A 22,349-nucleotide genomic window follows, 5' to 3' on the forward strand; every position below is an offset into this window, starting at 1 on the left:
AGTTCACGTCGGTCGAGCCTGATAACGCCGTCAGGGGTGGGGGACTCACTTGAGGGCGTGGTTCAGGACACCGGCGGCTTGTTGGGTGGCGTTACGCAGCCGACCTTGGAGTTGTTCTGGGATCGTTCCTTGCTGTAGTCCGGCTGATGCGGCGAGATTTTTCAATGCCGTCACATGCCGTAATGGCGAGGATGGCCTGTTGGCGTGGTCGTCGAGCACTTCACGGGCGGCGTAGGCGCTGCCGGAGCGGTGGGCGTCGTCTGCGGCTTCGGCGCGCAGGAGGTCGGCCTCTCGCTGGTGGGTTGTCGCGGCGAGGTGTGCGGTTGCAAGGCCGAGCCGGATGCGGAACATCGTCATGACCGGGTCGACCGCTGCCGTGCGGGCGGCCTGGACGTTGGTGATCAGCGTGTTGATCGCGGTCGGTTCGGGGTGTCCTGTGGTGATGTCGGTGTATGCGCGAAGGCAGGAGGCGATGGCGTGGTGCCACGGATGGGTGGTCGTGGCGGTGTCGATGAGGCGGAGCGCGTCGTCGCGGTGTCGTGCGCGGGCGAGGGCGATGATGCGGGTCTGGCGTGCTTCGTGCAGCAGTTCCGGCGTGTCGTCGTAGCCGGAAGCGTGGTCGGCTGCCTTGTCCCAGTCGCCTGTGGCGACGAGCGCGCGGGTTCCGTCTTCGCGCAGTGTCCGACGTAGCCATGCCTCGACGGGGGCGCGGTCGCCGCCGGGGGCGATGAACGTGTCGAACGGGATCGCCCGACCGGCGATGTCGGCGGTGCCGCCGGAGCGGACGGCGTGGTCGACCTGGACGAGGGTGTCGTAGCAGTGTTGGGGGTTGCCGGTGCGCTGGGCCAGTCGTGCGAGGTTGACCAGCGGTTGCAGGCCGGCGATGGCGGGGCGGCCGGACAGCGGCCAGGACTGGTGGAAGACGTCGAACTGTGCGAGGCAGAGTTGTTCGGCCAGGTCGGGCATGGCGCAGTCGGCGGCGATGAGGGCGGCGAGGTTCCAGGCCGCGGATGCGTCGTTGATGCGCTGGTCAGGGTCGTCGTAGCGGGCGCTGTTGGCCGCGTGTTCCTCGACGAGCCCGACGCGTGCGGGCAGGTCGCCGCAGAACTGGCGGCCTTGCTGGATCAGCGGGAAGCGGATGACGGCCTGATCCAGGCTGGGCGCGGATACCGGACCCGAGGAGGCGGGGGTCGGGCTCAGGGTGCGTGGCGCGGCGGGTTGGCCGGTGGGGCCGAGGATGGCGTGACGGGCCGAGTGGGCGAGGATCGCCTGGGTACGGGCGGTGAGTCCGAGGCGGTTCCAGTGGAAGATCACGTGGTAGCTGAGGACGTCGCGGAGTCCGCGCGTGAGGTGTCCGGTGCGGTTGGCCTCGGCCAGGGCGCGGCCGGTGTCGCGGAACGCCGTCGCCCAGCCGGATTGCGCCGCCAGCGGTCCGTCTGCGGTGAACAGCGGTCCGTCGGGTCCGGTGTCGGCGAGGGCGAGGGTTCTCAGATTTTCCGCCATCGCGACGATCCTGTCGCTGTCGATGTCGGAGGGCAGGGGGCGTTCGGCACTGACGCGGTCCCAGACGTCGCCGCGTTCGTACCATTCCAGTGCGGCGCCGTTGCGCATCAGCGTCCCGCACAGCAGGATCGACAGTTCCCTGCGTCCCAGTCCGGTTCCACCGGCCGCGGCGAGTTCCAGGACACCGCGGCTGTCCACGGTGAACAGGCGGTGCCCGGCGTCGAGGGCGCCGGCGCCGCCGAAGGCGGCGGTCTCGGCTTCGTAGAGGCCGGGCCACCAGGCGTCGATGTGGCCTGTTGCGGCGAGTTCGTCGAGCGTGGTGGCGAGTTCGGTGATCGCGTCGTGCCCGTGGCCGGGGCGCAGTCGTAGCCGCCAGCAGGGGTGTTTGCGCATGAACCACCACGCGGTGATCGCGCCGCTGTGTTCGGCGCGGGTCAGTACCGGCAGCAGGTGGGTTGCCGTGCTGTGTTCGGCGCGGGTCCAGTCCTGGAAGCGGAGGTAGACCTGCTGCCAGGAGCCGGTCCGGTTGGCGGAGAGCGCGTCGCGACCGGCCTGGCGGTAGATCGCCGCGGCGGCGGCGAGTTCATCGGGGGCCAGGCCGGACGTCCCGGCGGTGGTGTCGAGGTCGTCTCCGGCCAGGACGCGCCAGATGGCGGCTTCGGCCGGGGAGGATGCCGGGGTCAGTCGATCAGCAGGCATGCGTCCCATCCGCAGCTCGGGGCGGTGTCGGTGGCGGCGGTGTGCAGCGCCAGGGCTATGCCGGCGGTGCCGTTGAGCAGGCCGGGGCCGTGCTGGTGCGGTCGTGCGGCTGCGGCGAGCAACGCGTCGGCCAGGCGTGGCAGCTGTTCGTGCAGGGCGGGGGTAGTGGCGTCGGCGGCGGCGCGCCAGAAGGTTTGGAAGGTGCCAGCCAGGCCGTGGCAGAGCCCGGCGTCGGTGAGCCGCGCGAGTTGGGTGTCGTCGCCGAGGCACGCCAGCAACGCGCGCTCGTAGTGGTCCTGGAGAACGTGGTCGCCCAAGGCGATGGCGGCCAGTTGCCCGGCGCGGGCGATGCCGGGGGTGCCGTAGCACCAACTGGGTCGACCTGGCCCTGTCTGTCGGGTGCGCCCGGTGCGCAGTTCGATGATGTCGAGGTGTTCGGGCCACCAGGGTCCGGCATCGCCGTCGCGCCGCCAGTGCTCCAGCCACTGACAGATGTCGATGATCGCCTGGTGGTGCCCCTCGACGGTGATGCCACGACGGGCGGCGTGGGCGAGCAGCGCCAATGGGCCGGTGATGCCGTGTGCGGCGCCGAAGTTGGCGTGGCCGCGGTGTCCCGGCGGGGTTTCGCGGTGCGGGTCGTGGCCTACCCACCAGCCGGGGAGGACCTCGTTGTCGACGGTCAGCGGCCGAGTGAGCGCGACCAGGTAGTGCAGGATCCGTTCCAGGGCGCTGCCGCCGGGATCGCGTCGCAGCAGCAGCGCGCCGAGTCCGGACAGGCCGGAGAAGACGTCGTACTCGCCGAAGGCGGCCGGTCGTGCGGTGTCGGTGCGGGCCAGGGCGTTGTGGGCGCGGCGGTGGGCGAGTCGTGTGACCGGGGCGTCGAGGTCGGCCAGGCCGGTGCGGTAGCGGTCGCTGCTGCCGGCGGCGGCGTCCAGGACGAAGAGCAGGGCCGGTGCGCCGAGGAACAGGGCGGCGGAGTCGTGGTCGCTCAGGGGCGTGGTGGCGGCGGCGCGGATGTGGGCGTGCGCGGTCTGCCAGGTGTCCAGTCCCGACCTGGCGCGTTCGATGTGGGCAAGGGCGATGCCGGCGCTGCCGGTGGCGAGGTCCTGCGCGGCCCAGTCGTCTGCCGGTGTTCTCGGCGGTGGGGTGTGCAGGAGCCGGGCGTGGTGTTCGGCGGCGTGGGCCAGGCTCGCGGTGGTCGTCATTTCGTCGCTCCGCTGTGGGCTTGCCGGTGCAGGGCGAGAGCTCGGGCCAGGCGGCCGGTGACGGCTTCGGAGGCGGGGTGGGCGCCGACGGCACGCAGGTGGTGCAGGTGCAGCAGCGGCTCCAGCACGCTGATCGGGTCTCGTTGCTGTGACAGTGCCGCGGCATAGTCGGCCATCGCCTGTGCCCGCAGGCTCCAGGCGTGGATCACCGCCTGACCGGCCGGGGTGTCGGCCAGCGGGCCGAGGCGGTCGGCCAGGGCGATGGTCTGCTCGCGCAGTTCGGGGTCCAGATGACCGCCGGTGCGGCCGATCTCGCGCAGCAGCCAGGCCCGCCCGCCGGCGGGGTCCCCGGCCAGGGCGGTGGTGAGGTCGAGGAAGCTGGCTGCGGTGATGGCCTGGGGGCGCAATCCGGCGGCCCGGGTTGCGCGGATCTGGGCGAGGGCGGCGGCCGAGTCGGCGGCGAACCCGACCAGCGCGGCGTCCAGGGCGGCGCCGTGGCCGTAGCGCCCGGTCGGTGGCTGCCAGTCGGCGATCGTGAGGCCGGAGGCCAGGTGGTCGTGGTGCAGGTGCCGGGCCCAGGCCGCGGTGTTCTCGGCGGCGTCGGCGAACAGCCGTGGGGCGGGGATGTGCAGGAAGATCGCGAGGTGTTGGTCGGCGCGGTGGTCGCTGAGGTCGCGGTGGCGGTGGAACCACCAGGCCGGTGGGTTCGGTCCGAAGGAGTTCAGCAGGGTGGGCAGGTGGTCGGTGATGATCTCGTCGAAGCGTTCGGGGTGGGCGTGCAGGCGCAGCGCGAGGATGGGCGATGCCGCCGGGAGATGGAGGTCGGCGGTAGCGACGACGGGTGGCGGTGTCGTGATGCGCGTCGCCGTCGGGTCCGGGGCCTGGGTGCGGGACAGGATCAGCAGCACCTCGTGCGCGCGGCCGATCCAGGCCAGCTCGCCCGGTGCGGCGCACTCGCGCAGCTCCAGGCGGCCGCCGCGGTCCAGTCGTGTGCGCAGCAGCATCCGGTGTGCACGGTGGCGCAGGTCGATCGGCTGAACGCGGTCGTGGTCGACCAGGGCGACGTGGTCGGGGACCCGCCAGCGCGCCCGCCAACCCGACAGCTCGGCCTCCCACAGGCGCTCGCTGGCGCTGCGGGCGGGCAGTTGGTCGGCTCTGAGCTGCCAGCGGGCCGGGGACAGGATGGTGCGGCGGTAGCGCACGCGCGGCAGGTAGGGCAGCGCGCCGGCCGCGCCGAAGGAGAAGGCACCGTAGGTCGGGAAGCACGCGGTGGCGACCTCGGACAGGAACCGGGCCAGCGGCGCGGTGTGGTGGGCGGTCTCCAGCGCGCTGGCGACGTAGGGGATGACCCGCTTGCCGGTGGAAAGCTGGATCAGGTGCAGATCCGCGCCCTCGGCGGTCACCGCGAGATCGGCCGGCTCGATCACGCCCGGACCGGGTGCGCGGTGCTCGGCGATCGGGATCACCGTCGGGGCGAGCCTGCTCGTGCGGGCGACGTTCTCGCTGCGCCGCCAGCGCGGAGCGAACGACAGTTGCGCTGTGACGGTGTCCGGTCCGGGTTCCTGGAAGGTTCGGCGGATCTCGGCGAGGTCGGCCTCGGGAAGGAGGTGGGCACTCCTGCCGACCATGCTGCCGGCCGGCCGGGGGGTGCCGGTCAGTTCCAGCACGAACCTCCCGGCTGACACATCCTGCGGACAGTCGGCGCGGATGGTGAAGGCGACTTCCGTGCGCACAGGTAACCGCTCCGGGGCAAGGGGCGCGCTGGCCAGGTGGTCGACGAGGTCGTCGGTGAGGACGATCTCGTCGCCGGTCATGGTCGCCTGCTGGACCAGGGCCAGCAGCTTGTCGTCGCGCTCGGACATCTGCCGCGGTCCGCGCTCGCGGCCGGAGCCGAGGTAGCCGGCCGGCAGCCCCAGCCCGCTGTCGGCGACCAGGTCCAGGACCGGGACCAGCGCGCCGGTGCCGTACCGGGCGCGGAACGCGGTCTGGTACTCCCGCCACGGTGGCAACCCGCCCAGGTGGGGCGAGAGTCGGTACAGCACGGCCACCGCGTCCCGGGCCTCGCGCGCCACCGCCTCGGGCAGCACCGCTTCGCAGTCGGCGATCGTGTCGACCAACAGCGGCGTGCGCTGCGCCGGGGCGATCGCCGCCATCCGGTCGGCCACCCCCGGCGGCACGGCGGCGAACACGCCGTCGGCCAGGGTGTCGCGGATCCCGTACAGCTCGGCGACCAGTCCCGCGACCTCCGGTATGTCCTCGGCGGCGGCGGTTCGCAGCACGGCGCACACCGCGCCCAGTGCGTCGGGTTCGGTTATCGGGATGTGCAGCGCGGTGATCAGGAACTGCTGGTCGACCAGGCCGTGCAGGACGGTGTCGATCTGTTCGGAGCTGGCCGCCGGGGACCGGTCCGCGAGCTTCCGGCGCAGGTCGCCGAACGGGATCGGCGCGGTGGCAGCCTCCAGCGCCGCGACTGCGGGCCGCGTGGCGCGCACCGAGACCTCAATGAGCGCTTCGGCGCCCGGGGCGTCCTCGGGCGGCAGGCCGGGCGCGACCAGTCGCCCTCCCCGCACGCAGAGCGCGTTGTTCGCCACTACCGGCAGCCGCTCCAGCAGCTCCCGGCAGCGGTGCAGCCTCGCCGTCACCTCGGCCAGCCAGCCGCCGTCCGCCCGGACCGACAGGCGGTGCACGCCTCCGGCCCGAACCGTGGTTCGGCCGCCGATCCTCACCGGTCCGATGCCGGCCAGCGACCCCAGTGGCGTGGGGCGTCGCTGCCAGCGCAGCAGGTAGGCCGCCAGCGCGGTGGCGGCGCGGCAGACCGAGGAGGCATCGCGGGAGGGGGCGGTGACGAGGGCATCGATCCGGTGGCACAGTGCCGGACTGACCGCGCCGAGCGCGACACGGACGTCCTCGCGTTTCCACATCCGTGCCGTCCACGTCGCAGCCGATGTCGCGTCGGAGAGGTCAAGGTCATGTGGCAGGTCCAGGCCACCAGGGGCGGTACTGACCCGCAGCAGCCCCACGCCACCCCACTGCCACCCTGCCGCCAACCCCACATCCGCCCCCTCGATCCGATGCCGATCGCACTGCCTCCCGGCCGCCGAGGGACACCTCGACGGCCGGGAGGAGCGCTGATCAGAACTGGTTGTTGCCCTGCGAAGTGCACGCACTCGCGCCATTGGCGCAGGTGCTACCGCACCCGTCGTCGGTGGGACAGTTGTTGCCGTGCGGCACCGCCTGGTACGTGAGCACCGGGCGGATGTCCAACTCGAACTCGTCCTCGGCGGGCACCTCCAGCAGCGCTGTCGCACTGCCGGGGGGCTCGATCGCTACTACGGTCACGGTTCTCCTCTACTGGTGGTTGGGGTGGTGTAGGACGTCGCGGCCGACGGTGTTCGCGGGCCGTGGCCAGGTGATCAGGACCCGGCTGTGGCGCTTGCCGACGGCGAAGTCCGCCGCCGGGAGCCGCTCCTCGGGGGTGGCCGTCGGGTAGACGAGGTACTGCGGTCCCGGGCCGCCGCGGTGGTCGCGGTCCCAGATCCGCAGCTGTTCGGCGACGAGTTCGGCCAGGGCTGCGGGGTCCGGGCCGTAGGCGTGGACCTCCAGCGTGAGGTCCTGCCCGCCGAGCTTGCGAGAGGCCACGTACGCCAGGTTGGCGCTGTCGACGGCCGCCATCCCGGTGTAGATGCCGCCCAACGGTCGGGACGACGCCTCGTTCGCCGTGTGATCGACCATGATGCGGCAGAACCCGGGGACCGTGGTGGCCAGCCACATCTGCATGGTCGCCCACGGCTCCCCGAGACGAAGCCCGGCGCCGCTGTCCACCACCAGCGGCTCGTACTCCAGCACGCCGTCCAGCCGTGACGGGTCGGCCGGGGCCTGCTCGTCGAAGACCAGCCTGACCGCGCCCTCGCGCAGCACCAGTTCGGCGCTGTCGTGGGCGCCGACACCCTGCATGGGCACGAACCCGAACAGTCGGGCCGACTCGCTGACCAGCCGATCGCCCTCGCGCACCAGGGCCACGGTGCGCATCAGCCCCATGACCTTGAGCGGAACCACGAGCAGGCCGCCCTCGACGAGTTGGTCGATCCAGGCCGGCGGCACGTCCCACGACCCGACGGTGACCAGGATCCGGTCGTAAGGCGCGTGCTCCGGCACGCCGTACTCGGCGTCGGCCAACACCACATTGACGTGCGGGTATCCGGCCTGAGTCAGGAACCGCGAGGTCCGCTCGATCACGAACTCGTCGATGTCGACGGTCGTCACCCGGCCACTCGGCCCGACCATCTCGGACAGGTAGGCGGCGTTCATCCCGCCGGAGCCGATCTCCAGCACGTTCATCCCCGGCTCGATCCGGGCCTGCTCCAGCATGTGTGCCTGCGCATCCGGCGCGGACAGCGAACTCAACGGCCGCCCGTGCTCGTCCCTCTTGGTCACCAGCCCGTTCCACGGCTCGTAGACCGCGTCGAGAGCGGCCTCCGGAGCGAAGGTCTCGCGGGGAACCGCTCGCATCACCGCCTGGACGCGCGCGGAGACGATCGTGCCCGCCTCCAGAAGCGCATCGACGGTCTGGTTGCGCAGTGTGGTGGCTTGTTCATCCGGCGTCGTTCCAGTCACGGGATGTCCTTCACTGTCGAATTTCATAGTGGTGTGGCTGCTGATCCGATCGGCGGTTGTTTGCGTTTCGTATCGCGCGACTGCTGTCCGGGACGGCATACGGCGAGTGGCGCATGCCGCCGATCCGATGATTGCGGTGCGCGAAGATTCCGTACTCGTACAAACGGAACGTGAAACTTACTCCTCTGTGGTGCCGGTGGCCGGATCTCGTCAAACCGTATCGCCGTGATCACTGAACGCGATCATCCGGTGGTGTTGCCGGTGCTGTCTTACCGGGGTTTTCGCCGCTGACACTTGCGTCTTTCGCAACCGGCGTGCGCTGTGGTCCGGGAGGTGGGGGAACGCCGCGGAACGTTCCCCCACCTCTGGCAGCCCGCCGACGGTGCGCCCGTGGCCTGGTCGGCGGAGGTGGCGTGTCACGCCGCGCTGGTCGGGGGCGCGGCGGGTTCGACGGCGATCAGGTGCCGGTGGGCGGTGGCCCGGATCCGGCAGCTCGGGGTGCGACCACGTCGCCACCGGGGACGGCAGGGACAGCGGCCCTTCGAGTCGGGCCGGTGCTGCTCGATCAGGTCACGCACGGTGGCCGTCAGCTTCGGCAGTTCACCGGCCAGGATTGCTGTCCGGGTGGCGTCGTCACCGAGGACGAGCATGTGTTCGAGGTAGTCCAGATGACCGGTGAGGTCGCCGTGCGATTCGGCGGTCAGGGCTTCATCCATCAGTGGCTCCCGGCATGTGCTGGGTCGGCTGGTCGGAGGTGGTCGGGGTAGCCGGCCAGAGGACGGGGTGCAGTTCCAGCGGCACGAGGTAGCCGACGGGAATGCCCAGGACCGCGAGGTCGCGGGCCGCGGTGTCGAACGGATCGCAAGGCCACGGCAGGGTGCGGCACACCGCGCAGCGCGCGTGCTCCTCGGGCGGCGGCAGGTGGGTGGTGACGGCCTCGACGGCATCGCCCGCCCGGCCCAGCGGGCTGTCCACGGCCACGGGCAGCGCCACGATCGCGCGCCACTGCTGGGCCACGACGGCTACAGGTCCGCGATGACAGGCGTTGTGGTGGGCAGTCGCCGCCGTCCGCTGCGCAGGTCGACCAGCAGGTCGTCGTAGGCGTTGGACAGGGCTGCGACCTCGTCCATCGCGGTCCGTGTGGGGTGCCCGACCGGTACGCGGCGCGACGCGGGCACGCCTGCGTGCAGCTGCTGCCAGCGCGCCCAGGTCAGGGCCATGCGGTCCACGAGCCGGCCCAGGGTCTCGGTGTGCAGCAGGGCCGCCGTGGACGGTTCGGGCACCGCCTCGGCGGCCCAGTGGTCGATCTGCTCGATCAGGGGCGCGCGGGCGTGCGCGCAGTCGATCAGGACCCGAGCGGAGGCCGCGAGCACGGCGTCGCCCGCCTGGGTCTCGTGGGCCGTCCGGAGTGCTTCGGCCCGTTCCTGGTGGCGGCGGGCCAGCACCGTGACCACCACCAGCACGGGGTGGTCGTCGGTCGGGTGTCCGGCGCCGAAGGCCCGCAGGATGTCGTGCCCGGTGGGCAGCAGCAGCGCGTCGTTCGGGTGCAGTGTCGCGGTGACCACGGCGTCCACCTCCGGGTGCAGCGTCAGGGCAGGTCAAGCGGTGTTGCTCGACGGTGCCGCACTTCTTCGGGTCGAGGGAAGACGCGGAGGTGTCGTGCATCGCTGATCGTCCGGTGATCAGCGGGGCTGATCAGCTTGGCTGATCACGGCGGTACATCGGCCGAGGGGGCCGCTACGGTGACGGTGAACGAGCCGCGGGAGGGTCCATGAACGTCGGCAGCGGCGAGGACCGGCCGATCAACTCGGTCGTGTGGCATGACCACGACATGCGCGCAGCGCTGGCCCGGCGGGACATCGGCCGGGTCTACCGGCTCTTACGGCGGTTCGGGGTGTCCCAGCGACAGATCGCAGCCGGCACGGGGCAGGGGCAGTCGGAGATCTCGGCGATCGTCAACGGGCGTCAGGTCCAGGCATACGACGTGCTGGAACGCATCGCCGACGGCTTGGGCATCCCTCGGGGTTATATGGGTTTGGCGTACACCGGCGAGGCGGTCCAGGACATGGCGGTCTCATCCGGTCTCCACCGCACGAAGGACGACTTCATGCTCGAACGTCGCGGCTTCCTCGGTCTGATCAGCAAGATCGTCATGGGGGCGGCGCTCACGCAACCCGAGTTGGACCTGCTCACCGTGGGCACGACCGCCACACCGGTACCCGAGCGCCTGAGCGCGACCGACGTCGACCAGGTGCGCGCCCTGACCGCGGCACTGCGTTCCTACGACGCCGCGCACGGCGGCGGCTCCTGCCGCGACGCCATCCTCGCCCACACCCACTGGGCGCAGTCGTTGCTCAACGCCTCGGCCACCGACGAGGTCCGGACCAGCCTGCTGTCGGCAATCGCGGAGGCCAAGACGCTGGCCGGATGGACGGCGCACGACCTCGGCCTGCAAGGCGATGCCCGGCGCTGGCTCGGCCAGGCGGTCCGTGATACCCGGGACGCCGGCGACCCGGCCCACACCGCGATCGTGCTCTACCACCTGGGACGTGTTCCCCTGGACAACGACGATCCGGCCGAAGCACTCAAGCTGTTCCAACTCGGCCAGATCGCCGCACAGGACTCCCACTCCTCGGTCGCCGTCTCCCTGCTGCTCACCCACGAAGCGCTGGCCTACGCCCACCTCGGGGACACCCGGCAGGCCATGACCGCCCTGCGCCGCGCCGAGGACGAATACGCTCACGCCACCGACGACCAGCACCAGGAGTTCCTGCGGTTCTTCGACCACGCCGCCCTGCAGACCAGCGCCGCCCGCATCCACAGCCACCTCGGCCTCACCGACGCCGTGTACCGTGCCACCGCCATGCAACGTCTCCGGCGCGCACTCGACGATGCCCCTGCCGACCGGGTCCGTCAGCGCGCGTTCAACCTCGCCTGGCTGGCCACCTGCGCGCTGGCGGAGGGCGACCTGTCCGCCGGGGTCGAGCTCGGCGCCCAAGCCCTCGATGCCGTGCGCGCTGTGCAGTCGACCAGGCTGCTCGACCACCTCAAGCCGCTGGAGGAGGAAGCCGGACGGCATGGCGGCACCAGCGACGTGCGGCAACTTCACCACGAAGTCCGGCTGCTGCGCACGGCCGCCTGATCCTGCTTTCCGGTGAACCTCCGATGTCGGCGCGGGCGGTGATCGTGTGCCGCGTGGGCGCCGGGTCGGGGCGGTCACGGGCGACGGAGCGGACTGCGCATCGTCGTGGCGGTGACCGTGGGGCGGCACAGCCCATCGCCCCGGTGTTCGTCGAGGTCGTCGTGGACGCATCCGCCGGTGAGTTGCGTGGCGCAGGCTGAATGAGCCGACACACGTCGGCTGTACTCGGCTGGACGTGCCGGTGGTCGGCGATCGGCCGCTCCGGCTGTGGAGGTGGCACAGTGAGTCGCACTGCCCGGTTGAGCGTGGTCGAGCGCAAGGCGGACGAGGCGGTGGCGGCGGTGCGGCACGCCGAGCAGCTGTGGGCCGATGCCCACACCGGCCTGCTGGAGGCGCTGCGCGGTTCGGCACGCTACGACCTGGCCGACCAGTGGGCAGCCGTGGGCGTCGAGGACGGCTTCGATCCCGAGCACCCCTTCAAGGCCGTGTTCGGCGCGTTCGCGGCGTGGCGGGAGGCGCTGGAGGCGTTGCCGGCCAGGCTGCGCGAATCCGAGTCCACGGGCACCGCGCCACCGGCGGCCGTGCCGGCGCGTACGGCTCCGCGGCGACGGGACAACGCGCAGGCACCCGAACCGGTGCTCGGACGAGTGCCACAGTCCCGGTCCGAGGCGGTCGATCACGCCACCGCTCGCGACGGCTCCCGATACCCGCCGCAGGCGCAGTGGGCCGTGGACGATCTGCCTCGCCGGGTGCGGCGCGGCGCCGAGGGGGAGAGGACCGTGGGCCGGGTGCGTGTGGGCGAGGTCGACCACGGCACCATGACCTCCGGCCGGGACGGCACCTGGAGTCCGGCCGTCGAGGCGCGCATGGCCCGGCTCGGCGTCGTCACCATGCGGTTGGGCCAGCACGTCGAGATGAAGGCCGCCCACCTGCTGGTTGGACACCCCGGCCACCCACGCCGAACTCGTGATCAACCACCAGACGTGCGGCTCGCCGGGCTTCCAGCTGGGCACGGCCGCCTGCCACCAGGTGCTGCCCAGGTACCTTCCGAAGGGCAAGACGTTGACCAGTTCGGCCGGGCCGGGACGCCCCGTGCGGGTCGCCAGGCCGTCGCGACCCTTCCGCCGGTAGGCGCGCCACCAGGTGCCCACCGACCGTTCGGAGACCCCGAATACCTCCGCGGCCTGCCGATAGCCCTCGACCTTCCCGGCCTCCAACGCCGCCACCACCCACAACGCAGCACCTCACGCTCCGCGGGCGACAACCGGTGCGCACCCTCGACCTCGATCACGAGTGATCAACCTGCCGGAAGACGATCACTTTCGGCTCAATAACGGCATCGGGTCATCCAAGCAGGTCGTCACGCGCATGATGCGCCGACCTGGCCCGGCTACCCTTGGAGTGACCGAGGAGGTGCGCGTGGACATCAACGACAACCACATCGGCCGGCGGCTCCGCGAGGTTCGGTCATGGCGGCAGCTCAGCCTGACCGCCGTCGCCGGGCTCGCCGGGATCAGCGCCCCGTATCTGTCGAGGATCGAACGCGGCCTGCGGCCGGTAACGAAGCGGTCGACGCTCGAAGCGCTGGCCAGCGCGCTCCGGGTCGCCCCCGCCGAGCTGACCGGCGCACCGCACGCGCCGAGCGAACCCTTCGACGTCGAGGCGCAGGCGGGTCTGCTCAGCCTGGAGACCGCGCTGGAGCTGTTCGAACTTGGCGACGACCCGGGCGTGCCCGTGCGGGACTGGCCGCAGATCGCCGCCGACGTCGAGCACCTGACCGATCTGACGCACGTGCACTCCGACTACTCGGCGCAGGGGCGGCTCGCGCCGAAGCTGATCGCCGAGCTGCACGCCGTCTACGTGCGGCACCCGCAGCGGCGGGACGACGTGCTGCGGGCGTTGATCCGCTGCTACGACGCCGCCATGTGGACCACCAAGCGCCTGGGCGGCCGTGGCCTGCCGCTGCTCGCCGCCCGCCTGGCGGCGCGGTGCGCGGAGGAACTGGACGCCCCGGCCTGGCGCGGGTTCGCCGCCTGGCTGCGCGGCGACGCGGCCGGGCCGCTCTCCCGCTCCCAGCAGTACCGCCGGGCGGTCCGCACGGCGGACGAGCTGGTCCCCGATCTCGACGATCCCGACGTGCTCCAGTCCTACGGGGTGCTGCACCTGTCCGCCGCGTTGGCGTCGGCCGCGCAGTCGGACCGCGACACCGCCGCCGTGCACCTCGCCGAGGCACAGGACGCGGCCGACCGGCTCGACACGGAGGTGGGCTCGTTCGCCGGAATGTGGTTCGGCCGGGCCAACGTCGGGGTATGGCGGGTCACCCTCGCCACCGAGTTCGGGGATGGCCCGAAGGTCGCCGAGATCGCGAAGGACGTGCACCCGGAGGTGATCCCCTCGCCGGGGCGGCAGGCCGAGTTCTACGCCGACCTGGGCCGCTCGCTGATGACGGGGGCCGCCACGCGTGAGCGCGGTCTGGCGATGCTGTTGCACGCGGAGCGCCTGGCCCCACAGCGCGTCCGCAACGACGTGTTCGTCCGGGAGGTCGTCAGCGACCACCTCCGCCGCGCGCAGCGCGACTCCGGCGGCCGGGAGCTGCGCGGCCTGGCGTGGCGGATGGGCGTCGCTCCGACCGGGTGAATCCGCAGAGCCGTTATTAAGTCAAAAGTGTTCGGTTGCCTACATGTGCGTAGCGGACGTGCGGGGCCCGGAAGTAGCCGCGGACGATATGCGACTGTCGCTGGCGACGGCGCAGGAACCGACGAGTCTCGTGGGCGAGCCGGCCGGCGTTGTGGGCCCGGGAGGCGTTGGCATTGCGTTTCAGGTCGGCGTTGAGCAGCTCGTCCGGGTTGAGCTCGGGGCTGTAGCCGGGCATGTGGTGCAGCTCGATGCGGTCGGTGTTGGCCTCGAGCCAGGCGCGAACGGCCTTGCTGCGGTGCACGGGGTGCCGGTCGGCGACGACATGCACCTTCCTGCCCGCCTGACGGGCCACGCGGTCGAGGAATGCGGTGAACACGGTCGCGGTGAAGCGTTCGGTGAACACGGTGAACACGGTGAACACGGTGAACCACAGTGCGCCGCGTGAGGCGACCGCGGACATGACGTTGACCCGCAGCTGTTTGCCGGTCACCCGCACGATCGGCGTGCGTCCCTTCGGCGCCCAGGACCGGCCGGGCGGCGCGGCGTCCGAGCGTAGTCCGCACTGGTCGACCCACGCGATCGCCGCGCCCCCGGCCTTGGCGCGTGCCTCGATCGCCGGGTAGTCCTCATCGAGCCATGCGCGTACGGCGGCGGGCTGCTGCTCGTAGGCGCGGCGGGCCGGGTGCTGCGGGGTGAAGCCATGCCGGCGCAGCCACAACCCGACGCCCTGCTCGGTCATGTCCGCGCCGACGACCAGCCGGATCAGCTCGACCACCGCTTGGCGGGTCCACAACGGGCCGCCGATCAGCAACTCCTCCGGGCTGTAGTCGGCCATCGCCGCGAACAGCGCGCCCCGGTCCTCCGCACTGATCAGCTCGGCGGGACCGGGACGCCCCCGGCGGGTCGCCAGGCCGCCGCGACCGTCCTGCCGGTAGGCCTGCCACCAGGTGCCCACCGACCGCACCGAGACCCCGAACACCTCCGCCGCCTGCCGGTAGCCCTCCACCTGCCCGGACTCCAGCGCCGCTACCACCCGCAACCGCAACACCTCCTGCTCCGCAGGCGACAACCGGTGCGCACCCTCGACCTCGACCACCCGGCCAGCCTGCAGGCAACCGATTACTTTCGATTCAATAATTCGGCTCCTGTGACTGGTTGGGTTTTTCAATTGCGAACTAACGTGTTTGGGCGGAGCGCGCCGGGTGGCGGCTGTTTCGGAAATTGGCGGAAAGCCGGAAACGTGCGGAAAGGAGAACATGGTCGCGCCGGTTGTCTTCCGCGACACCATGTCGCGGGCCTGGTGGTCAGGGAGAAACTCGGATGCGTACCTCCTCCGCGCCCACTCGCTCGAACCGGGACCGGCGTCCCGTCGCCGTCCGGTCGCACGCCGCCCGCCGGCCGGGCTCCCGGCCACCCGCCTTTACCGTGCTGCGGCTGTTTCCGGCCGAACGTGAAGTGCTGTTCTCCCACGGCACGGTGGAGGGATAGTCGTGCGCAGGCCGCGGATCAAGTTCGCGCACCGGCCCGTCCGCTATAGCGACGGTCACATCCGGCTCGGCGGGATCGTACCCGGCATCCGGTTGGACCTCGCCGACGACGGCGGGTGGTTGTGGGTGCTGCTCGGACTGCTCGACGGACGGATCTTCGACGCGGTCGTCACCGCCATGCGTGACCGGTTCCCGGGCACGACCGAGGAGTTGGTGCGCGCGGCGGTGGCCGACCTTGAACTGGCCGGCCACCTGGAAGAAGCTGAAGCGCCGCCTGCCGGGGTCGACCGGGACAGGTACAGCCGAAGCGTCGAGCTGTACAAGTGGATGGACCTCACGCCCGGCCGTTCCGGCTGGGACGTCCAGGACGCGCTTGCCGGCTCCTCCGTCGTGATCGTCGGACTCGGTGGCGCGGGCTGCGTGGCGGCGATGAACCTCGTGCAGTCCGGTGTCGGCCGGGTGCACTGCGTCGACCGCGACGTGGTGGAGCGCTCCAACTTCAACCGGCAGCTGCTGTACCAGGAGGCCGATGAAGGGGCGTTCAAGGCCGAGGCGGCGGTGCGTCGGTTGCGCGCGCACAACTCGACCATCGACATCAGCGGCGAGGTGCTCGACGTGACCGGCCCGGACGTCCTGCGCGGACTCGCCGCGGGCTTCGACGTCCTGCTGCTGACCGCCGACAAGCCGCGCGACATCCGGTCGTGGGCCAACCGCGCGTGCCTGGAGACCGGCACGCCGTGGGTGTGCAGCGGCTACCACGGGCCGCTCGTCAGCATCGGCCTGTTCGTCCCGGGTACGGGGCCGTGCTTCGAGTGCGGGGCCGCGGAGGAACGCGCCCGCCTTGCCCGGCTGCCCGAGCGGACCGAGTGGCCTCCGGCCGCTGGTGTGGAGGCACCCCACGCGGCGAACGCCATCACGGTGGGGTACGCGGGCAACGCCGCCGCGCACGCGGTGATCAGCCTGATCACCGACGTCCCACCCCCGGTGGTCAACGTCCGGCGCGGGTTCAACGTCGTCACGTCGCGGATGGTGCCCGTCGCCGTGCTCGACGCGCCGAGTCCGCTGTGCCCCGCGTGCGGACCGGGTCAGTAGCGACCGGGTCGGGGGTACGACATCGCACGGACCCGTTCACGCAGGGGTTCGGCCCGGGGATCGCCGAGGCGGGTGAGGATTTCGGCCGCTTCCAGCAGGCAGCCCCGGGCGGCGTCGACCTCGCCTCGGTGCTCGTGGGAGAGCGCGACGGTGTGCAGGGCGTCGACGAGGTAGTTGTCCGTCGCGACGGCCTCCCGGTACACGTCGATGGCCCGTTCGCCGAACTCGACGGCCGCCTGGTGGTCGCCCGCGCACTGGTGGGCGACCGCCACGTCGTGCAACGCGTAGCCCACGCCCACGGGGTCGTCGCCCGACCGGCGCAGCACCAACTCGCGTTCGGCGTGCGCGACGGCGTCGGCGTGCTTGCCCAGCCCGGCGCTGATCCGGCTGAGATTGGACTCCACGACGGCCTCGACGTAGCCGCTGCCTCGAACCAGCGGCAACGCCCTCAGGTAGTGGTCGCGCGCCTCGACCAGCCTCCGCTGCAACGTCCGGCTGTGCCCCAGGCCGCACAGCGCCTTCCCGAGCTGCAGACGGTCGCCGCCGGCCACCGCGTACTCGACATTGGCAGCGAGGTCCGCGTCGGACTCCTCCCACCTGCCCAGCAGCTGGTAGGTGTCCGCGCGCCGGCGCAGGAACGCCATCTCGGCCTCGACGTCACCACGCGCACGGGCCGCGAGCAGGCCCGCCGACTCGACCTCCAGGCGCACCGGGCACAGCGCCACCGGCCGGAACACCAGGTACCTCATCGAGGCCGCCAAGGCGACGGCGATGTCGTGCAGGTCGTGGGCGAGGGCCTGCCGCAACGCCGGCAGCAGCGTGCGGTGCTCGGTGGTGAACCAGGCCCACGCCTGGGCACGGTCGGCCGGGATCGCGGCGGGCGGCCCGTCGAGATCGACGACCACGTGCGGGTGCGCGGGGAACACGAGCCGGTCGGCGGCGAGCGCGGTGCGCGCGTACCAGGCGAGCCCGTCGCGCCTGGCCTCGGCCAGCCGCTCCACCGGGTCGTCCGCCTCGGCACGTCGGCTCGCGTACAGGTGCAGGAGGTCGTGGACGTGGTAGCGGCGATGTGCGACCGGGGTGACAAGGTTGGCGTCGACGAGGGCTTCGACGCGCCGGGCCGCAGTCCGGGGATCGGTGCCGGACAGCGCGGCGGCCGCGTCCGGGCCGAACTCCGGTCCGGGGTGCAGGCCCAGCACGCGGAACAGGCGCGCGAGGTCGTCGGGCAGGCGGTGGTAGGACCAGTCGAACACCCGCGTCACCGCGCTGCGGTCGTCGTCGGTGTCGCTCAGCGCGTCCAACCGGTCGTGCTCGATTTCCGCGACGAGGTCGGCGATCCGGCTCAGGGGTCGGGCCGCCACCCGGCCCGCGGCGACCCGCAGGGCGAGCGGCAGCCGCGCGCACAGCTCGACCAGCCGCGCGACCGCCTGGGGCTCCCGGTCCACCCGATCGGCGCCGAGGACCCGGCGCAGCAGGGTCTCCGCCTCCGCGCGGGCGAACAGGCCCAGCGGCAACGACCGGGCGCCGTCGGTGACGGTCAGCCCGATCAGGGCGCGCCTACTGGTCACGAGTGTGACGCTGCCCGGCGTGCCGGGCAGCAGTGGCCGCACCTGCTCGGCGCTGCCCGCGTTGTCCAGCACGACCAGCACCCGCCTGGTCGCCAGCAACGACCGGTACACGGCCGACTGGTCGGCGAGGTCCACCGGGATGCGGGTCTCGGGCAGGCCCAACGCGTGCAGGATCGACACGAGCGCCGACGACGGGTCCACGGGCCGGTCCCGGTCGTGGCCGCGCAGGTTCACGAACAGGGTGCCGTCGGGGAAGCTGTCGCGCACCCGGTGCGCCCACCACACGGCAAGGGTCGTCTTACCGACGCCAGGGGGGCCCGCCATCACGCACACCGGGCTCGCAGCGGACGCGGTCAGCAGCGCATCCAGGGCTGCCGTCTCCGCGGCCCGACCGGTGAAGTCACCGGATGCGACGGGCAGCTGCCGCGGTACGGGCACGGTGTCGGGCACCGGCAGGACGACCTGCTCGATGACACCGGCCTGCACGACGGTGCCCGCCACCATCCCGCTGATCTTGTTGTGAACGTTGGATAATCGGATCACGAGATCGAGTCTCACCGTTTCCGGCGCGAGCATTACCGCCGAAGCGGTGACATTCGGCGAACCACTCCGATGCCGGTCAGGTGCGACGGAAGAAGTACAGCCCGGAGGCGCCGCACGCCACCACCTCGCGCCCGTCCGGCGACACCGCCACGCCCGCCAAAGCGCCGTCGACGGCCACCGACTGCGCATGGTGCGGCGCGGAGCGGTCCAACGCCAGCTCGTCGAGCACACCGGCCGTGGTCACGGTGAAGGCGCGGTCGGCCGTCGGGTCCACGGCCACGTCCCAGACCGGTGCGTCGTGCTGGGCGAGCAGGGTCGGGGCCGTTCCGACTTCCCAGCGTAGGACGCGGCCGTCATATCCGGCCGACAGCAGCGTCCCGGAACGTTCCCAGCGGGCGGCGCTGACCGTGCTGGTGTGCCCCTCCAGCTGCCGGGTCCGGCCCGTGCGCGGGTCGTGCACCAGCACGGTCGTGCCGGACGCGGTGATCGCGATCTGTCCGCTGCCCGGGTGGACGTCCACGCTGTTGGCCGGACCGTCCACTTCGATCCGGGCGACGGTCTGCCACGTCATGGCGTCGACCAGGACGACCTCGCCGTCGCCGCCCAGCACAACCAGGTTCCCGCTCGACCAGGCCAGGGCGCTGCCGCGCCGGAACTCGATCGGGTTCGCGACGTGGTGCAGTTCGTGGTCGGTGAACTCCCACAGCGCGAACCCGTCCTCGGCGAGCGTGGCCAGCGCGGTGCCGTCCGGGGCGAACACGACGGCCCGCACCTCGTGCTCGTGCACAGGGAAGGTCCACCGGTCGGGTGGGTCGGCGGCCGAGGCGAGGACCAGTTCGCCGTCCTGGGCAGCGGCTGCCACCAGCAGCCGGTTCGGATGCCAGCGCACGCAGTTGACCTGGGTGGTGTCCGGCAGGCCCGGCGGCCGGTCGAGGTCGAACAGTCGCACGTCCTTGGTGTGCGAGCCGACCGCGAGCGTCGGGCGGGCGGGGTGCCAGGCCAGTGCCGACACCCTGGTCCGCCGGAAGTCGATGCCCTGCTGCCGGTCCAGCGCGGTGACCCCGTCCGCGTTCCTCGGCAGGTCGGCTATTCCGGAGCCGGGCGGGCCCCACAGCAGCACCTCTCCCTGCTGCCCGCCGCAGGCGAGCATCGTGCCGTCGTGGTTCCAGGCCAGCGACGTGCCCCAGTGGCCGGGGATCTCCTCGGTCGTCGCCTCGCTCCCGTCGGCGGCGACCACGCAGACCCGCGTCCCGGACTCCGCCACGGCGAACCGACCGCCTTCCGGCGACCACGCCAGCAGCGACCCGGGGAGGTCCAGCGGGATGTGCCAACCGGAGGTCGTGCCGTCCAACAGGCCGTGGACACCGCTGCGAGTCACCACCGCCGGCCCGCGCGTCGGCCAGACGACGTCCCGGACCTGTTCCTGCAACGACAGCTTCCACAGACCTTGTGGCTGACCGGCATAGGGATCCCAGCTCAGCATGGACGCTGCGACCCCGACGGCGATCGCGGACGAGTCCGGTGCCCAGGCCAGCCCCGACAGGTCGGTGCCCGGCAGTCGGGTCGCGCGCACCTCGCCGAGGATCGGTTCGATCAGGACCAGGCTGTCGGAGTCGGTCAACGCGGCCAGGTGCCTGCGGTCCGGGCTCCAGACGAGCCGCACCACCCCGCTGCCCACATGGACGGTGCGCACCGGCGAACCGGCCGCCGTCCACAGCCGCACCGTGCCGTCGGAGGAACCGCTGGCGAGCTGTTCGCCGTCGGGCCGCCAGGCCAGGCAGGTCACGGCCTCGGTGTGCCCGACGGAGATCGACCGCAGCCGGGCATCCGGGCGGTCGGGCATCGGATGGATCGCCGCCAGGCCGCCGCTCAGCGCCTCCTCGACGTGCCGGAACCAGCCGAGCAGCTCCGCGTCCTCCAAGACCCGACTGTGCAGTGTGGCGGCGATGCTGCGCAGATCCGTCACCCTCGTCACCAAGTGTCCGGCGAACCGCAGCACCCGGCTCAACCGGGGCCGGCACGGGTCGTCGGCGAACGCGGCGGCGCACCGGTCCGCGTCGCCGTCGAGCTGGGCGGGGCCACCCTGGGCGATCCGGCGGACCACGAAGCGGAAGTCCCGCACCAGATCGGCCAGCTCGTCCTCCCGGCGGCTCTGGACGAGGTGGTGGGCGAGCTGGTCGAGGAACTGCTCGTCGGCCACCGGGATCCGGTGCCACTCGCCGTCCGGGCAGCGCGCCCGCAGCAGCGCGACCAGCTCGGCGTTGACCTGGCGGACCTGCTCGGACCTGCTGCGCAGCAGGTGCTCGTGCACGACGTCGTGCAGTCGGGCGCCCGCGGTGCCGACCGCCTCCAGCAGCGACCTGGCCGCCAGCTCCGTGCACGCCGCCGCGACCGCCAGCGCGTCGCACCGCCACAGCCGCTCCAGCAGGCCGAAGTCGATCGCGGTTCCGGGCGGGAACGCGGCCAGGGCGATGAAGCGGTCCAGCAGCGTCGAGTCCCCGTTCGTGACGAGCTCTTCCGCGCTGATCTCCAGCACCGCCGCAGCCGTCCGCTCGGAGTCCGGTGCGATGTCGTCGGTGGCGAACACGCCGGACTGGTCCAGCCGGGCGGTCAACGCGGCGACGACCTCCGCCACCGGCCGACCGGCCGGGCCCCGGGTCCGGCTGCGGAGCACACCGTTGAGCAGGCCCAGCACGACGGGCCACCGCGCGCTGCGCGCGTAGAGCGGGAACACGTCGTCTTCCGCCGCACCGGGTACTTCCCGCACCAGCAGCTCGACCGCCTCGGCCGGTTCCATCCGGTCGACATCGACCCCGACAGCCTCCGGCGGCAGCAGGTCGGTGCGTCTGCTGGTGACCAGCCGGACGCAGTGTGGGCCGCCGTGCAGGAAAGGAGCGAGGTCCTCGGGCGCCCAGACGTTGTCCAGCACGAGCAGCATGCGCCGGTCACCCAGTGCCCGCATGAACGCGGTGCTCGCGGCCTCCACCGAGCCGTAACGGACCGCGGGTGCGTCTGGGTCCAGGATCGAGACCCAGTCCGACAGCAGGGTCACCACTGATGGGCGCGGACCGAACTCGATGAACGCGATCCCGTCGGGGAACAGTCGCCCGGTCTCCGGTTGGCGGGCGACGTCCAGCGCGAGCGTCGTCTTGCCGTACCCGCCGGCGCCGGACAGGTCGGCCGCCGACGAGACGCCGACCGCGCCACCCGTGCCATCGGCCAGATCCGTGAGCGCGCGCAGCACCTCCGCACGTTTGCGCGGACGTGGCACGAAGTGCGGTGGCAGGGGCGGCAGGGCGAAAGCCGGCGGCGCGCTCTCGACGTCGGTGCGGGCCTCGACCAGCCCCAACCGGCTCTCCGCCTCGGTCAGCGCGTCGTTCGCCTCGTCGAACCTGGCACGCAACGCCACCAGCCGGTAGGCGCCGTCGGTGTACCGGTCGAGGGCTTGGAGGGTGACGACTCCTCTGGGTTCCCACTCCGCGTTGCGGCGAGCGGGCGCCAGCTTCGAGAGTTGAGCGGTGGAGACGCCGATCTCGGCGGCGATCTCCTTGAGGGTGCGGTCCTCTACGTCCAGGTGCGCTTTCGCCTTGACACTCGCGAGCTTGAGCTCGTTACGTGCCCGCTCGACACGCTTGTCGGCATCGTGTCGAGCCAGCCGTGCCCGTGCCAGCGTGTCTCCGCCGGTCACCGCTGATCCTGGAGCAGCACAGGCGGAGCCTACCGAGGCCCGCGCCCACCGCCGACGCGATGGTCGCATATCGACGAGCCAGGCTGACGGATCGCCCACAACGAGGAAGCGTGACCCCTCCAGTCGTGGAAGCCGGACTCCGACACTCCCGGCATGCGGCAGGCGAGCTTA

15 protein-coding genes are annotated in these 22,349 nt (G+C 72.0%); 3 read left to right on the forward strand and 12 right to left on the reverse strand.

Going from position 1 to position 22,349, the window contains the following annotated elements; translation table 11 throughout:
- Positions 1-45: 45 nt before the first annotated feature.
- The 8 genes from ACRAKJ_RS19370 to ACRAKJ_RS19405 form a co-directional block, all read right to left on the reverse strand.
- Positions 46-2,202, reverse strand: coding sequence for a thiopeptide-type bacteriocin biosynthesis protein (locus tag ACRAKJ_RS19370; protein ID WP_438919775.1), 2,157 nt, complete (start codon positions 2,200-2,202; stop codon positions 46-48).
- Positions 2,184-3,407: a lanthionine synthetase LanC family protein gene (locus ACRAKJ_RS19375; protein ID WP_438919774.1), complete on the reverse strand. Its 1,224-nt coding sequence runs from the start codon at positions 3,405-3,407 to the stop codon at positions 2,184-2,186. The genes ACRAKJ_RS19370 and ACRAKJ_RS19375 overlap by 19 nt, the downstream gene beginning before the upstream one ends.
- Positions 3,404-6,328, reverse strand: coding sequence for a lantibiotic dehydratase (locus tag ACRAKJ_RS19380; protein WP_438919773.1), 2,925 nt, complete (start codon positions 6,326-6,328; stop codon positions 3,404-3,406). Before ACRAKJ_RS19380 ends, ACRAKJ_RS19375 begins: the two co-directional genes overlap by 4 nt.
- A gap of 211 nt (positions 6,329-6,539) precedes the next feature.
- Positions 6,540-6,746, reverse strand: coding sequence for an FxLD family lanthipeptide (locus ACRAKJ_RS19385; RefSeq protein WP_438919772.1), 207 nt, complete (start codon positions 6,744-6,746; stop codon positions 6,540-6,542).
- A gap of 9 nt (positions 6,747-6,755) precedes the next feature.
- Positions 6,756-8,021 (reverse strand): methyltransferase, FxLD system, encoded by a 1,266-nt coding sequence (gene fxlM, locus ACRAKJ_RS19390; protein ID WP_438919771.1) that lies wholly within the window; start codon positions 8,019-8,021, stop codon positions 6,756-6,758.
- A 416-nt stretch (positions 8,022-8,437) separates the two neighbouring features.
- Positions 8,438-8,737 carry a hypothetical protein gene (locus ACRAKJ_RS19395; protein ID WP_438919770.1) on the reverse strand — a complete coding sequence of 100 codons (300 nt, stop codon included), beginning with the start codon at positions 8,735-8,737 and terminating at the stop codon, positions 8,438-8,440.
- Positions 8,730-9,038: a hypothetical protein gene (locus tag ACRAKJ_RS19400; RefSeq protein WP_438919769.1), complete on the reverse strand. Its 309-nt coding sequence runs from the start codon at positions 9,036-9,038 to the stop codon at positions 8,730-8,732. Before ACRAKJ_RS19400 ends, ACRAKJ_RS19395 begins: the two co-directional genes overlap by 8 nt.
- 5 nt (positions 9,039-9,043) lie before the next feature.
- Positions 9,044-9,586, reverse strand: coding sequence for a DUF4254 domain-containing protein (locus ACRAKJ_RS19405; protein WP_438919768.1), 543 nt, complete (start codon positions 9,584-9,586; stop codon positions 9,044-9,046).
- A 206-nt stretch (positions 9,587-9,792) separates the two neighbouring features.
- Between ACRAKJ_RS19405 and ACRAKJ_RS19410 the strand changes: the two genes are divergently transcribed.
- Positions 9,793-11,163, forward strand: a complete 1,371-nt coding sequence (locus tag ACRAKJ_RS19410; RefSeq protein ID WP_438919767.1) for a helix-turn-helix domain-containing protein — start codon at positions 9,793-9,795, stop codon at positions 11,161-11,163.
- A 74-nt stretch (positions 11,164-11,237) separates the two neighbouring features.
- On the opposite strand, the gene ACRAKJ_RS19415 is transcribed toward ACRAKJ_RS19410, so the two are convergent.
- Positions 11,238-12,392, reverse strand: a complete 1,155-nt coding sequence (locus tag ACRAKJ_RS19415) for a helix-turn-helix domain-containing protein (protein ID WP_447009064.1) — start codon at positions 12,390-12,392, stop codon at positions 11,238-11,240.
- A 190-nt stretch (positions 12,393-12,582) separates the two neighbouring features.
- Between ACRAKJ_RS19415 and ACRAKJ_RS19420 the strand changes: the two genes are divergently transcribed.
- On the forward strand, positions 12,583-13,800 hold the full coding sequence (locus ACRAKJ_RS19420) for a helix-turn-helix domain-containing protein (protein WP_438919766.1): 1,218 nt from the start codon (positions 12,583-12,585) through the stop codon (positions 13,798-13,800).
- Between the two features lie 16 nt (positions 13,801-13,816).
- On the opposite strand, the gene ACRAKJ_RS19425 is transcribed toward ACRAKJ_RS19420, so the two are convergent.
- Positions 13,817-14,896 (reverse strand): IS630 family transposase, encoded by a 1,080-nt coding sequence (locus tag ACRAKJ_RS19425; protein WP_438919765.1) that lies wholly within the window; start codon positions 14,894-14,896, stop codon positions 13,817-13,819.
- 394 nt (positions 14,897-15,290) lie between these two features.
- On the opposite strand from ACRAKJ_RS19425, the gene ACRAKJ_RS19430 reads away from it, so the two are divergent.
- On the forward strand, positions 15,291-16,379 hold the full coding sequence (locus ACRAKJ_RS19430) for a ThiF family adenylyltransferase (protein WP_438919764.1): 1,089 nt from the start codon (positions 15,291-15,293) through the stop codon (positions 16,377-16,379).
- Here ACRAKJ_RS19430 and ACRAKJ_RS19435 read toward each other — a convergent pair.
- Both ACRAKJ_RS19435 and ACRAKJ_RS19440 read right to left on the reverse strand, forming a co-directional pair.
- Positions 16,373-18,490, reverse strand: a complete 2,118-nt coding sequence (locus ACRAKJ_RS19435) for a tetratricopeptide repeat protein (protein WP_438919763.1) — start codon at positions 18,488-18,490, stop codon at positions 16,373-16,375. The genes ACRAKJ_RS19430 and ACRAKJ_RS19435 overlap by 7 nt on opposite strands.
- A 76-nt stretch (positions 18,491-18,566) precedes the next feature.
- Entirely contained in the window at positions 18,567-22,178 is a 3,612-nt protein-coding gene (locus tag ACRAKJ_RS19440; RefSeq protein WP_438919762.1) for a WD40 domain-containing protein, read from the reverse strand.
- Positions 22,179-22,349 lie beyond the last annotated feature (171 nt).

The sequence above is a fragment of the Saccharothrix sp. DSM 118769 genome (assembly GCF_052936295.1).